Source organism: Stenotrophomonas sp. 22692 (genome assembly GCF_052045015.1).
In the GTDB taxonomy this organism is placed as follows: domain Bacteria; phylum Pseudomonadota; class Gammaproteobacteria; order Xanthomonadales; family Xanthomonadaceae; genus Stenotrophomonas; species Stenotrophomonas geniculata.
The window spans coordinates 39,516-52,810 of record NZ_JBQEMR010000012.1 but is presented as its reverse complement, the minus strand read 5'-3'; the positions used below and the strand labels follow the sequence as shown (position 1 = coordinate 52,810).

Annotated in this window: 10 protein-coding genes; 3 read left to right on the top strand and 7 right to left on the bottom strand. The window is 68.2% G+C overall.

The window, feature by feature from the left end; all coding sequences use genetic code 11:
- Nucleotides 1-3 precede the first annotated feature (3 nt).
- Nucleotides 4-435: a hypothetical protein gene (locus tag ACTJJM_RS11420; protein WP_238582425.1), complete on the bottom strand. Its 432-nt coding sequence runs from the start codon at nt 433-435 to the stop codon at nt 4-6.
- A 270-nt stretch (nt 436-705) separates the two neighbouring features.
- On the opposite strand from ACTJJM_RS11420, the gene ACTJJM_RS11415 reads away from it, so the two are divergent.
- Nucleotides 706-1,482, top strand: a complete 777-nt coding sequence (locus ACTJJM_RS11415; RefSeq protein ID WP_100447059.1) for a YdcF family protein — start codon at nt 706-708, stop codon at nt 1,480-1,482.
- Here ACTJJM_RS11415 and ACTJJM_RS11410 read toward each other — a convergent pair.
- Nucleotides 1,445-2,146, bottom strand: a complete 702-nt coding sequence (locus tag ACTJJM_RS11410; RefSeq protein WP_053443711.1) for an alpha/beta fold hydrolase — start codon at nt 2,144-2,146, stop codon at nt 1,445-1,447. The two genes, ACTJJM_RS11415 and ACTJJM_RS11410, sit on opposite strands and share 38 nt — an antisense overlap.
- 98 nt (nt 2,147-2,244) lie before the next feature.
- Between ACTJJM_RS11410 and ACTJJM_RS11405 the strand changes: the two genes are divergently transcribed.
- Nucleotides 2,245-2,625, top strand: a complete 381-nt coding sequence (locus ACTJJM_RS11405) for a YbjQ family protein (RefSeq protein WP_053443712.1) — start codon at nt 2,245-2,247, stop codon at nt 2,623-2,625.
- Nucleotides 2,626-2,698: 73 nt separating this feature from the next.
- On the opposite strand, the gene ACTJJM_RS11400 is transcribed toward ACTJJM_RS11405, so the two are convergent.
- Complete coding sequence (locus ACTJJM_RS11400) at nt 2,699-5,419, bottom strand: bifunctional acetate--CoA ligase family protein/GNAT family N-acetyltransferase (protein WP_440865530.1); 2,721 nt, start codon at nt 5,417-5,419, stop codon at nt 2,699-2,701.
- Nucleotides 5,420-5,503: 84 nt separating this feature from the next.
- The gene (gene mgtE, locus ACTJJM_RS11395) at nt 5,504-6,874 is read right to left on the bottom strand and encodes a magnesium transporter (protein ID WP_440865528.1); all 1,371 of its coding nucleotides are present in this window, start codon (nt 6,872-6,874) and stop codon (nt 5,504-5,506) included.
- Between the two features lie 346 nt (nt 6,875-7,220).
- Here mgtE and ACTJJM_RS11390 point away from each other — a divergent pair, with 346 nt between their 5' ends.
- On the top strand, nt 7,221-8,999 hold the full coding sequence (locus ACTJJM_RS11390) for a monovalent cation:proton antiporter-2 (CPA2) family protein (RefSeq protein WP_010482289.1): 1,779 nt from the start codon (nt 7,221-7,223) through the stop codon (nt 8,997-8,999).
- Between the two features lie 75 nt (nt 9,000-9,074).
- On the opposite strand, the gene ACTJJM_RS11385 is transcribed toward ACTJJM_RS11390, so the two are convergent.
- The 3 genes from ACTJJM_RS11385 to ACTJJM_RS11375 form a co-directional block, all read right to left on the bottom strand.
- Nucleotides 9,075-12,413 carry an ankyrin repeat domain-containing protein gene (locus tag ACTJJM_RS11385; RefSeq protein WP_440865526.1) on the bottom strand — a complete coding sequence of 1,113 codons (3,339 nt, stop codon included), beginning with the start codon at nt 12,411-12,413 and terminating at the stop codon, nt 9,075-9,077.
- Complete coding sequence (locus tag ACTJJM_RS11380; protein WP_010482302.1) at nt 12,406-12,666, bottom strand: YcgL domain-containing protein; 261 nt, start codon at nt 12,664-12,666, stop codon at nt 12,406-12,408. The genes ACTJJM_RS11385 and ACTJJM_RS11380 overlap by 8 nt, the downstream gene beginning before the upstream one ends.
- 160 nt (nt 12,667-12,826) lie before the next feature.
- Entirely contained in the window at nt 12,827-13,267 is a 441-nt protein-coding gene (locus ACTJJM_RS11375; protein ID WP_010482305.1) for a hypothetical protein, read from the bottom strand.
- Between the last annotated feature and the right edge of the window lie 28 nt (nt 13,268-13,295).

Here is a 13,295-nt window from a genome sequence, read left to right as displayed (position 1 = left end):
CCTTCACCTGTGAGAAACGATGGAACGTTGCAGGAGGCGCTGCGCAGCTACCGCCACGGCTTGGGAGCGGCTTCGTATGTGGTCTGTCGCCGCGCCCGATCGAAGGCACTCACCCAGGTCGTCGCACGCGCTGGCGATCAGCCTGCTGCCCAGCGCCGACGTGATGCTCTTGAGCGCGTGCAGGCGCGCCAGTTCTGCATCCAGATCGCTGCTGGGCGTACTCGCAGACTCCGCCCTCCACCGTGCTATCGCTTCGTCCAACGCAGCAACAAAGGACGGCAGCTCGCATGGTGACACCGCGGCAATCACCTTCAGCATTGAATGCTCGCCAAGCTCAGGGCGATCGGCGCCTGCCGCCTGCGTTCCCGCCATGCCACGTCGATCGATTGCGTGCATCCGTCTCCGCCATATGTCGCATGCGACCTGTTCGTGCATGTCGCTCCCGGCCAAATACGATTTCGTGCAGGGCCATTCGCGACAACGCATCTTCCCGATTCGCTACTGCATCCGCTCATGAATGAGAGCGAACAAACCCGGAAACCGCTCGGAAAAAAAGTATCCCAGCCCTAATCCAAGCCATACGCCGCCGAGAATGACGCCCGCTCTTGCGGAGGGTGACAGTCGCTTCAGATCCATGGCATCCAGCATCCACACAACGAAGGCCCCGCGCCATCGGAATTCATTCAAACTTTCCTGAGGTGCACTGTGCTGGCGTTTACCCTTCTTCTTCTGCTGGCATGTGCTGCACTGATCGCCACACGCCGATTCCGCACCGCGGCACTCCTGTCGGTGCTGCCCCTGATGGCCTTGTCCAGCGCAACGGGCCCGATAACGCAATGGATGCTCGACCGGGCCCAGGCCAGCGCTGCATTCACGACACCTGCAGATCGGCCGAAGACAACGATCGTGCTGCTGGGCGGTGGCATCGAGCACCATGCCGAGGGCTCCAGCCCGGGTCTGGTGGGGTACAGCCGATTGCTGGTTACGGCGCAGCGCTATCTGCTCTGCCAGCAGAAGCACGAGACCTGCAGGGTGATCGTGAGCGGAGGTGCCTCACGAAACCGTAAGACCAGCGAGGCCAACGTCTACGCGCGCGAGCTGGCCCGTCTGGGTGTGCCGATGGATCGCATCGAGCAGGAGGATGCCAGCGCCAACACCTGGGAGAACGCCCGGAACAGCAGCGCGATGCTCCGCCACGATCCATCGCGCGTGGTAATCGTGACCTCGGGTCTTCACCTCAGGCGAAGCCTGCTCTATTTCCAGCATTTCGGCGTGATTGCCGAAGGCCTGCCCAGCGACCGGCTACGCGCTACGCCCGGATGGCTTCCCTCGACCTTCAACCTGCTGCTGGCCGAGGTGATGTTGCACGAACGCATCGGCGTGCTTCGTTACCACGCCTACAACAGACTGGGGTGGAACGAACCGCCGATGCCACCGATCCCCTTCAATCCACAGACAGCCACCCACGCATCGCCGCACTGACCTCGTCCGGCTTTTCCATCGGGGCCAGGTGACCGCAATCGGGCACCACCACCAGCTGCGAATGCGGCACCAACGCATGCATTTCCTCGCTCACCGCCAGCGGCGTGATGCGGTCGTTGGCCCCGCAGACGATCAACAGCGGATCGCGGTAACCCGCCAGCACGTCATGGCCGTCGCGCCGCTCCAGCGCACTCTGGCGCAGGAATACCTCCGCCCCCAGGCGGGCGGTCATGTCGCGCACGCGCTGCACCAGCACGTAGTCGTCCAGCCGCGAGGCGTCGATGTAGCTGCGCATCAGCGCATCGCCGAAGCCGTGGAACCTGCCCGGCAGGCGCACGCTGGCGCGCTGGCTGCGGCGTTGTTCGGCACGTTCCGGTGAATCGGCGTGGATCGAGGTATCGATCAGCGCCAGCTGCAGCACGCGCTCCGGCGCAATGCGCAGGATCTGCTGGGCAACGAAGCCGCCCAGTGAGAAACCAGCCAGCGCAAAGCGCTCCGGTGCCTGTGCGAGCACGTCCTCGGCCACCGCCTGCAGGGTCTCGCCGCGGGTCTGGTCGCCTACGGTGCAATCGGCAATGTCGGCCAGGTCGGCCAACTGCGCGCGCCACAGCTCGGCATCGTTGAGCAGGCCGGGCAGCAGCAACAGGGGGATACGGTCGGTCATGGGGATATTGTCGCGCCGGCGGGGTGACGGCACCATGCCGCAACGGGTGATTGCACTGTAGAGTCGAGCAAGCTCGACTCTACGACACGGACGCGACCATGGCAGACCCCTACAACAGCAGCCCCACGTCCCCGCCCGCGCTGCGTTTCGACGATGCGCTGGTCACCACCGCCTTCGAGCTGCCCGGCCATCGCGTGGTGCGCAACCTCGGCGTGGTACGCGGCATCACCGTGCGCTCGCGCTCGATCGTCGGCAATTTCCTCGGCGGCATCCAGACCCTGTTCGGCGGCAACATCACCATCTACACCGAACTGTGCGAACAGGCCCGCGAGGAAACCTACCGCGACATGGTCAAGCACGCGCGGCAGCTGGGCGCCAACGCGATCATCGGCATGCGCTACGACGCCACCGATGTGATGACCGGGCTGACCGAGGTGCTGTGCTATGGCACGGCAGTGGTGGTGGAGCCGGTGCTTTGATACTGTAGAGCCGAGTCCATGCTCGGCTCAGGCGCGCCCGTGCGATGCAAGGCAGCCGAGCGTGGGCTCGGCTCTACAACGGGGTTTCGGGCACCTCAACCTGCTGCACCGGCAGGGTCACCACCATCACCGTCGGGTCGTCCGGATCGAGTTTGGTCTTGAAGCCCAGGCTCTGGCACATCGCCAGCATGGTGCTGTTCTCGCGCAGCACCTGGCCTTCCACCACGTCCAGGCCCAGCCACTTGGCGTACTCGATCATGATCGCCATCAGCCGCCAGCCGATGCCGTGGCCCTTCAGGTCCGAGCGGATCAGGATGCCGTATTCGCCACGGTGGTAATCGGCATCGGCGTGCAGGCGCACCGCGCCAAGCATTTCGCCGCTGCGTGGCTCGATCGCCACCAGTGCGATCGAGCGCGCATAGTCCAGCTGGGTCAGGCGCGCGATGAACTCGTGGCTGAAATGCTTCACCGACTGGAAGAAGCGCAGGCGCAGGTCCTCGTCGCTGACACGGGCGAAGAATGCGCGGAACAGCGCATCGTCTTCCGGACGCACCGGACGCACGAAGGCGCGGCCGCCATCGGACAGTTCGATGGTGCGCTCCCACTCCTTCGGGTACGGGAACACCGAGAAGCGCGGATGACCGCGGCCCTTGTGCAGAATGCGCGACGGCGCCACCGCCACGCGTGCGTCGAGGGCAAGAATGCCCTTGCTGTCGACCAGCAGCGGGTTGATGTCCAGCGTGCGCACTTCGGGAATGTCTGCGGCCAGTTGTGCCAGCTTGACCAGCGCCAGCGCCAGTGCGCGCTCGTCGGCGGCGGGCACATCGCCATAGGCCTTGAGGATGCGCGAGGCACGGGTCTGGCCAATCAGCTCGTGGGCCAGGCGTAGATCCAGCGGAGGCAGCGCCAGCGCCTTGTCGTTGATCACTTCGACCGCGGTGCCGCCGCGGCCGACCACGATCACCGGGCCGAACGTCGCGTCATCGGCAATACCGACAATGATCTCGCGTGCCTTCGGGCGGACGATGGTCGGCTGTACCAGCAGGCCATCGATGCGGGCATCCGGCCGCAGCTGGCGTGCGCGCGACAGGATCGCGTTGGCCGCGCTCTGCACCGCCGGCAGGGTGGACAGGTTCAGGCGCACGCCGTCCACTTCCGACTTGTGCGGAATATCCGGCGAGAGAATCTTCAGCGCGACCGTGGCACCGCGTTCCAGCAGCGGCTGTGCCAGATCCATCGCCTCGTGCGCGTCACGCGCATGCATCACCGGCGCGGAGGGAATGCCGTAGGCCTTGAGCAGTTCATGCGTAGCCAGCGGGTCCAGCCACTGCTGGCCGTTGGCCAGCGCGGCATCGACCAGTGCGCGCGCGGCGGCCGTGTCGACGCTGAAGTCCTGCGGCAGGCTGGGCGGCGTTTCCATCAACGCGTTCTGCGCTTCGCGGTAGCGCACCAGATGCTGGAAGCCACGTACGGCTTCGGCCTCGGTCGGATAGGTCGGCACCCGCGCCGCGTTGAGCGTGGCGGTGGCCTGGTCATCGTTGCCCAGCCACACCGCGAACACCGGCTTGTCGCGGTGATGGCGCGGGCGCAGTCCGAGCGTGCGGGTAAGCGCCTGTGCGGCGTCTGCGGATGAAGTGAATGCGGTCGGCACGTTGACCACCATCACCGCATCATTCTCGTTGTCGGCCAGCAGCGCCTCGATGGCGGCGGCATAGCGATCACCATCGGCGTCGACCACGATGTCGACCGGGTTGCTGCGCGACCAGCCCTGTGGCAATACCGCATCGAGCTTCTGCACCGTGCTGTCGGACAGGGTGGCCAGCGTGCCACGCAGCGCGATCAGCTGGTCCACGGCAAGGCGACCGACGCCGCCACCATTGCTGAGAATGGCCAGGCGACGACCGGGGAAGGTCCCCAACCGGCCCAGCGATTCGGCGGCCGTGAACAGTTCGTCCAGCGCGCCCACGCGCAGCAGGCCGGCGCGGTTGAAGGCGGCACCGTACACATCATCGGCACGGGCCAGGGCCTGCACATGGGTATCGCGGCTGCCCGGCTGCACGCGCTCGGCGCGCCCCGACTTCACCACCACCACCGGCTTGGCGCGGGCGGCGGCACGCGCAGCCGACATGAACTTGCGCGCGTCCTTGATCTGCTCAACGTAGAGCAGGATGGCGCGCGTACGGTAATCGGTGGCGAAGTAGTCGAGCAGGTCACCGAAGTCGACGTCCAGCGTGTCGCCCAGCGAGACCACGGCAGAGAACCCGACCGAGCGCGCCACGCCCCACTCCACCAGTGCGGCGGCGATGGCCGAGGATTCGGAGATCAACGCAAGATCACCGGCCTGCGGGAAGTGCGCGGCGATGCTGGCATTGAGCCGTGCGTGCGGCGCGATCACGCCCAGGCAATGCGGCCCGAGGATGCGCAGGCCATGCTTGCGCGCCACCGCCTCTACCTGTGCGGACAACGAACCCGGGCCTTCGCCCAGGTGCGCAGTGAGGATGATCGCCGCCTGCACGCCACGCTCGGCAGCGGTACGCACCACCTGCGGCACGATCGCCGCCGGTGCGGTGATCACCACCAGGTCGGGCACCCAGTCCAGGTCCTTCAGCCGCTTGATCGTGCGGATGCCATCGATCTCGGCATGCCGCGGGTTGATCCACGCCACCTTGCCGGGGAAGCCGGTGCCGCGCAGATTGCGCATCACCGCACGGCCGGCTGAACGCTCACGCGGACTGCCGCCGATCACCGCGACCGACTGCGGACGGAACACAGACTGCAGGTGGTAGGTACTCATGCGCCTACGGTACCCAAAAAAGGGGACGGAGGGGATTAAGTCGTTTGTGCACAAACGACTTAATCCCCTCCGTCCCCTTTTTTGTTACAGCAGCGTGCCGTGCAGGATCATCGCGGCGATGCTGAAATAGATCACCAGGCCGGTGACATCCACCAGGGTGGCCACGAACGGCGCCGAGGCGCTGGCCGGGTCGAAGCCGAGCCGCTTGAGGATGAAGGGCAGCATCGAGCCGGACAGCGAGCCGAAGGTGACGATGCCGACCAGGGCGGCACCGATGGTGATCGCCAGCAGGATCCAGTGCTCGCCGTAGTCATGCAGGCCGCCCAGCTGCCAGATCACGATGCGCACGATCGCCAGGCAGCCGAGGATGGCACCCAGCACCATGCCGGTCGGGATCTCGCGGATGGCCACCTTCCACCAGTCGCGCAGGCGCAGTTCACGCAGCGCCAGGCTGCGGATCAGCAGCGAGGTGGCCTGCGAACCGGAATTGCCGCCCGAACTCATGATCAGTGGGATGAACAGGGTCAGCACCACCGCGCGCGCCAGTTCGTCCTCGTAGTGCTGCATCGCGCTGGCGGTCAGCATCTCGCCCAGGAACAGCACGCTCAGCCATCCGGCGCGCTTGCGCAGCATCTCGAAGAAGCCGATCTGCATGTACGGCTTGTCCAGCGCTTCCATGCCACCGAACTTGTGCGCGTCTTCGGTGGATTCCTCGATCAGTGCATCGAGCACGTCGTCGACGGTGACGATGCCGAGCATCTGCAGCTGCGCATCGACCACCGGAATCGCCAGCAGGTCGTGGCGGCGGATCAGCCGCGCCACTTCTTCCTGGTCCATCAGCGCATCCACCGTCACCGGCGGATTGACCTGGGCCACGTCCAGGATCGACTCCTCCGGCAGGCCGGTGATCAGCCGGCGCATGGTCACCACCTGCTGCAGCTGCTGGCTGGCCGGGTCGAGCACGTAGATCGCGTACACCGTCTCGCGGGTGCGCTCGACCTGGCGGATGTGCTGCAGGGTCTGCGCCACGGTCCAGCTGGCGGGTACCGCCACGTACTCGGTGGTCATCAGCGCGCCGGCGGTGTTGGGCGGGTAGCTGAGCAGCTTCTGGATGGCCTGGCGGGCGTCGGTGCCCAGCAGCGGGATCAGCCGCGCGCGTTCTTCCTCGTCCAGCTCGTGGACGATGTCGGTGGCACGGTCATCGGCCATCAGCCCAAGCAGGGCGGCGGCGCGGGCCGGCGGCAGCACGGCTACCAGTTCGCCGCTGCGGTGCAGTTCCGGCGCCTCCAGCATCTTCACCGCACGCGGCAACGGCAGCGCGGCCAGCGTTTCCGCAGCGCGCACGAGTTCCAGCGTGTTGAGGAATTCCACCGCATCGGCGGTGTTGTAGTTCGCCAATGGCGCGGCCAGTGCGGCGGCATCGGCCACCGGGCGCAGCAATTGCTTCTGGTTCATCGGGTTTGCCTTGTGGGGGTGCGACCTCGCGCAACGCCAACGCAGGCAAACCGTCCCGATGTCAGGCGGTGGCCATCGCTGGCGTCGAACGAGGTCGACTTCTACTGTCGCTGGACATGGGTTGGGAACTCCGGGATGCGTGTGCCGGCGGACGCGCCGCCAGCGGCGGGCAGTCTGGACCCGTGGGCCATGCAGGTCAACCCGGCCGCTGTGCGCAGGGCGCCTGCCCGGCAGGTTGTTCTCGTGCATACACAGGCCGGCGCGCATAATGACGCGGTGGTACTCGCCACCCCTTCCCCCACCCGAATGGACGCACTGCGGGCTTCCCCGATGACCAGGTATTCCCATGCATAGCGGTGGTCTGGAACTGGCCCTGGTGCTGCTGCTGGCGGCGGTCATCGCCGTGCCGGTGTTCAAGAAATTCGGCTTCGGTGCGGTGCTGGGCTACCTGGCGGCCGGTGTGGTGCTGGGCCCGGACGGGCTGGGGTTCGTGCAGGATGCCGACCGCATCCTTGGCGCCGCCGAGATCGGCGTGGTGATGCTGCTGTTCGTGATCGGCCTGGAGCTGTCGCCGGCACGCCTGAAGGTGATGCGGCGCTCGGTGTTCGGCGCAGGTGCGGCGCAGGTGGCGCTGTCCGGGCTGGTGCTGGGCGGCCTGCTGCTGCTTGACCATTTCCAGTGGAAAAGCGCGCTGGTGGTGGGCGTGGCACTGGCGCTGTCGTCCACGGCGGTCGGCCTGCAGCTGCTGTCCGAGCACAAGGCGATCAACAGCGACCATGGCCGGCTCGGGTTCGCCATCCTGCTGTTCCAGGACCTGATCGCGATTCCGCTGCTGGCGGCCATCCCGCTGCTGGGCGGGGTGAAGAACGAGACCCTGCGCTGGGAAGACGCCGCCGTGGCCCTCGGTGCGCTGGCCGTGGTGATCCTGTGCGGGCGACCGGTGCTGCGCAAGGTGTTCAGCATCATCGCGCGCACCCGCAGCCCGGAAGTGTTCACCGCCACCGCCTTGCTGGTGGTGCTCGGCACCGCCTGGTTCATGCAGGAGGCCGGCCTCAGCCCCAGCCTGGGCGCGTTCCTGGCCGGCGTACTGCTGTCCGATTCGGAGTTCCGGCACGAACTGGAAGCGCAGATCGAGCCGTTCAAGGGGCTGCTGCTGGGCCTGTTCTTCATCGCGGTGGGCATGGGCATCGACCTCGACCGCATCGCCGCCGAGCCGTGGCTGATCGCTGCCGGCGTGGCGATCCTGCTGGTGGTCAAGTTCAGCCTGCTCTACGTGATCGGGCGTATCGCCAAACTCAGTTCGCGACAGTCGCTGCTGCTGGGCAGCGTGCTGTGGCTGGGCGGCGAGTTCGCCTTCGTGGTGTTCAACGAAGCGCAGCGCGCGCACCTGCTGGGCAACGCCAACCATGACCGGCTGGTGGCCATCGTCGGCCTGTCGATGGCGATCACGCCACTGCTGATGATTGCGCTGCTCAAGTTGCTCGGCCAGGAGAAGGCCGCACCGCGCCAGGCCGCCGAGGCCGACAAGGTGGCGCCGGACAATCGGCCCAAGGTGCTGATCGCTGGCATGGGCCGTTTCGGCCAGGTGATCGCGCGCCTGCTGACCGCGCAGAAGGTGCCGTTCGTGGCGCTGGAAGCGAACCCGGACACCGTGGCCGACCTGCGCCGCTTCGGCAACCAGCTGTACTACGGCGACCCGACCCGGCCGGAGATGCTGCGTGCGGCGGGCGGCGAACACATCGATGTGTTCGTGATCACCGTGGACGACCCGGAGACCAACCTGCGCGCGGTGCGTATGGTGCGCCGGCTGTACCCGGACGCGACGGTGCTGGCGCGTGCACGCAACCGCCAGCATGCGTGGCGCCTGATGGACATGTCGGCCGAGCCGTTCCGCGAAGTGTTCGGCACCAGCCTGGAGATGAGCGGCCGCGTGCTGACCGCGCTGGGCGTGGCACCGGACGTTGCCGAACGCCATGTGCAGCGCTTCCGCGAGCACGACGAACAGCTGCTGCGCGACCAGTATCTGGTGTACGACGACGAGGCGGCGGTGATCCAGACCTCGCGCGATGCACGCAACGACCTGATGCATCTGTTCGAGGCCGACGCGGAAAGCGACGGCAAGTAGGGGGCCGACCAACGGTCGGCACCCACCACAGATTGCGGTTGCCGGCCAGCGGCCGGCACGACCCTTTTCCAGGAATCAGCCGTTGTCGCGCAGGAACCGCGCCATCGACGAAACGCCCGGCACGCGCGGTTCGAACTCACCGGCCACGTCTATGAAGCCGCGCATCACCGCGATCTCGCGCGGGCTGCGGTTGAGGCTGTCGCGCACTTCCGGATCGGCACCGGCACGCAGCAGGCGCTGCACCAGCAACGGCAGGCCATGCAGCGCGGCCAGGTGCAGCGGACCGAAGCCGCGCGGATCGCGCACGTCCAGGCTGACATCCTCATCCAGCAGGCGCTCCACCGCCGCCATCACCACCTGCTCGTCGCAGGCAGTACCCGGCTCGGCACGCGCACCCAGCAGCAGCAGCAGCGGCGTGACTGAACCGGCGGCGGCCTGGTCCGGTTCGGCACCGGCCAGCAGCAGGGTGTCGAGCAGGGCCAGCAGGCGCGAGCGGTCGCGGGCACTGAAACCGTACAACGCGGCACAGTGCAGCGGGCCCAGCTGCTGCGCGTCACCGGCATGCACGTCGGCGCCGGCGGTGAGCAGGCGCGCGACGATGTCCGGCAGGCCCAGCGCCGAGGCCAGCATCAGCACGGTCACGCCGCCCGGCAGGCGGTGTTCCAGCTTGGCGCCGGCGTCGAGCAGGGCCGAAACGATATCCACCTGACGCATGCTGACCGCCGCCGACAGCGGCGTAGCCCCACTGGCCGCAGCGTGCTGCGGATCGGCGCCACGCGCCAGCAGCAGGTCAGTCACCGCCAGATGGCCACCACCGGCGGCGCGCAGCAGCGCGGTGCAGCCCTGTGCGTCGACCGCATCAACGGCGAAGCCCAGGTCGATCAGGCGGCGCACGGCGTCCACATCACCGGCCATCGCGGCGGCCGGCAGATCGGCCTCGCGCAGGGTACGGCGCGGCAACGGCCACACCCGCCAGTCCAGCCAGTCAGCCAGATCGCGGCGACCGATCGACAGCGCCACGCCCAGTGGCGTCTGGCCGTCGGCGGCACGTGCTTCCGGCGATGCACCGTGCTGCACCAGCAGCTTCAGCGCACCTTCGCGGGCCAATGCGGTGGCCAGGTGCAATGCGGTCATGCCATGGCTGTCGCGCGCTTCGCGATCGACACCGGCCTTGAGCAGGGCCTGCTGCAGGCGCAGCCAGCCCAGGCGCACCGCGAGCGACAACGGCGGATCACCGGCCGGCGAAGCGGCGAACGGATCGGCGCCACGTTCCAGCAGTTCCAGTGCCAGCTGTTCCAGGCCACGGGCGGCCTGGTCGTGCTGCGCGCAGGCGGCGAGGAAGCGCGCCAGGCCACCGCGTCCGGCCGGCGACAGGCCACGCTGCAGCATGACCTGCAGCGCCGGCACCGCGTCGATGCCGCGCGACAACAGCGCGAACATCGGCGTGTCGGAACAGGCGTCACGCACGTAGGGATCGGCACCGTGGGCCAGCAGCCAATCGACCGCACGCGGCTCCAGCGCCAGTTCCGGATCGAGCAGCAGGCCACCCAGTTCTTCCGGCTGGCACAGCTTGGCCAGCGCGGCCATGCCTTCGGTGTTGCCGAAGCCCAGCGCTTCACGCAGCAGGGTCAACGGCGGACGGTCCGGCAGCAGGCCACTGGCACTGGCGGCTTCGCCGCGCTCGGCCAGGCCATCACTGACCGCGGCCGGCAACGGATAGGACGGGTCCAGCAGGGCCACGATCGCCCAGCGGCCGGCTTCGGCAGCGTAGTCCACCGCACGGCGACCGAGCGGATCGGCGGCATCGGCGGCGATGCCCAGTTCGACCAGGCGCTTGATCAGCAGCGGTGAGACATCCTCGGCCATCGCCGCCAGCTGCACCGCGTTGCGGCCTTCGCCGTCCACCGCGACCAGGTCCGGCTTGTGCGGCAGCAGATGCTCGACCACGGCGGCACGACCGGCACGGGCCGCTTCCAGCCATGGCGTACGGCCCAGCGCATCGCGCGCTTCCAGATTGGCACCGGCGCCGAGCAGCACGCCGATGATCTCCACGTGGCCGGCCAGCGCCGCCTCATGCAATGCACTGCGGCGCTGGCGATCGCGGGCGTCGGCGCGCGCCTTGTGCTTGAGCAGCAGCTGCACCCCGGCCGGATCGTCATCTTCGGTGGCGGCGGCGGCCAGCAGCACCGGGGTGCCATCGGCCGGTTCGCAGCGTGCACCGCGTTCGAGCAGGAAACGGGCCAGGCGCCAGTTGCCGACCTGGCAGGCCACGGCCAGCGGCGACCAGCCCTCGTTGTTCAACGCATCGACTTCGGCGGCGGCATCGCGCAGCAGCGCCGCCACACCCGGGTCGGAACTGCGCGCGGCATGGTGCAGCGGCGTGTTGCCATCGCTGTCGGTGGCACGCGAGTCGGCACCGTTGGCGAGCAGGGTCATCACCGCCTCGGGGCGGCCATGCCAGCTGTCACGGGTGGCGGCCAGCAGCGGGGTCATGCCCCGGTGCGGTGCGTTCACATCGACGCCGCGGGCGATCAGCTCGCGCAGCAGGCGCAGGTCCGGCAGCACCGCTGCCAGCACCGCCAGGCTGCGCTGGTCGCGCCAGTTCGGGTCCGGCAGCGCATACGGATCGGCACCGGCCTGCAGCAGTTGCAGGCCCCGTTCGATGCGGCCTTGGCGGGCGGCTTCATACAGCGCCGGGGTCAGCTCCTGCGGTGCCATCGCCTCCAGCGGCGCGGTTTCGGCCGCGGTGGCGAACATCGGTTCGTGCTCGTTGCTGGCGGTGGCCAACGGGCTCGCGCGCAGCGACACCAGCGGTGCCGGCGCGACCCGCTGCAGCAGCAGGTGCAGCACTGGAGACAACAGCATCACCGCCAGTGCGGCAGGCCAGCGTGCGCTTTCCGGCAGCAGGCCCGGCCAGGCCGGCAGCACCACCAGCGCGGCCAGCGCGATCACCAGCGCGGCCACGCCGAGGCCACGCCAGGCGGTCAGGTCGCGCCCGGCCAGCGCCTGCCAGTGCTGGGCCAGGCTGCCATCGAGGCGTTCGACATCGTTCCACAGCGGCCAGGTGCGCCAGGCCGCCAGCAGGCCGGCACTGACCAGCACGCTCAGGCCCAGCACCGCCGCAAGGCTGCCGCTGTCACGCAGTGCGGCCAACGGCCAGGCCAGCAGCAGCGCCAGCAACAACGGCGCTGCCGTCCACAACGCCAGCAGCGCCGGCAGGTCCTGGCGCGCGACCACCTTCAGCGGAAGCAGCGCGCGGCTGCGCCGCCACCACGACACACCCAGCGCGAACGCCGGCTGCGCCAGTGCAGCAAGGATGGCGCCTGGAACGCCGCCCACGGCGGCGCCCAGCGCCAGCACGGCGCCCACAGCGAAGGCGATCGACAGGGCGCGCGGACGGGACGTGTCAGTCATAGTGGCGCGGCATCAGGCTGGCCACCGACGGCGGCACCTGCAGGTAGAACCCGCGCTCGCTCATTTCGCTGCGGACCTTTTCCGGATCGGCCTGGGCCAGGCGGCGCTGGGCATCCAGGGCCACGTCCAGGACGAAGGCGAGCGTCCCCAGCGAGGTGAGCAGCGGCGCAGGCAGCGCGCTGAAATCATCGCGACGGGGAACGTAGACGTAGGTGTCCGGCTTGAGTTGGCTTTTATAGACGTAGGCGTGCATGTCCGCGGGACGATAACCCGGGAAGAGCCATGATTGTGTCGGAAAGCCGACACCGGGGAAAGCCGTCAGCCGACGATGACGGCGTGATCGACGGCGTTTCCCCGGCGGGGTTCAGCAATGTAGCGGCGGCGTTCAGCCACGGCCGGCACCACGCAGGCGCTTACTTGACCTTGGCGTAGGTACCCTTCAGCGCGACGCCGGCGAGGATCGCACCGGCGTAGCATTCGTAGTTGGTGCTGCTCTTGAACTCGTTCTTCTTGTAGTAGCTGACGATGTCGACCACGGCGTTGGCGCCGCGCGACTTGGCGCCGTCCTGCAGCGCGCGCAGCGCCGACAGTGCGACCCAGCGGCAGGCTTCGGCATCGCTCTTGTTGGCGGCGTTGGTCTTCTTGTTGGTCACGTCTTCGCCCAGGCGCTGCTGCACGCTGACCGGCTGGCCGGCCAGGTAGAAGCGGACGCTGCCGTCGATGCCGGCGTCCTTGGCAGCCTGCGAACTGACCAGTTCCTGCAGGGACTGCTCCACGCGGGTATCGCGGGCAGAAGCGGTGGAGGCCAGGGCCAGCAGTGCGGTGGCCGTGGCGATCATCAGGGTGCGGCGCATCGGAACATCTCCTTGTCGAGGGTGCGGG

Coding starts and splice junctions, on each gene's coding strand:
- ACTJJM_RS11420 (WP_238582425.1), bottom strand. CDS start 435: ATGCACGAACAGGTCGCATGCGACATATGGCGGAGACGGATGCACGCA.
- ACTJJM_RS11410 (WP_053443711.1), bottom strand. CDS start 2,146: ATGACCGACCGTATCCCCCTGTTGCTGCTGCCCGGCCTGCTCAACGAT.
- ACTJJM_RS11405 (WP_053443712.1), top strand. CDS start 2,245: ATGGCAGACCCCTACAACAGCAGCCCCACGTCCCCGCCCGCGCTGCGT.
- ACTJJM_RS11400 (WP_440865530.1), bottom strand. CDS start 5,419: ATGAGTACCTACCACCTGCAGTCTGTGTTCCGTCCGCAGTCGGTCGCG.
- mgtE (WP_440865528.1), bottom strand. CDS start 6,874: ATGAACCAGAAGCAATTGCTGCGCCCGGTGGCCGATGCCGCCGCACTG.
- ACTJJM_RS11390 (WP_010482289.1), top strand. CDS start 7,221: ATGCATAGCGGTGGTCTGGAACTGGCCCTGGTGCTGCTGCTGGCGGCG.
- ACTJJM_RS11385 (WP_440865526.1), bottom strand. CDS start 12,413: ATGACTGACACGTCCCGTCCGCGCGCCCTGTCGATCGCCTTCGCTGTG.
- ACTJJM_RS11380 (WP_010482302.1), bottom strand. CDS start 12,666: ATGCACGCCTACGTCTATAAAAGCCAACTCAAGCCGGACACCTACGTC.
- ACTJJM_RS11375 (WP_010482305.1), bottom strand. CDS start 13,267: ATGCGCCGCACCCTGATGATCGCCACGGCCACCGCACTGCTGGCCCTG.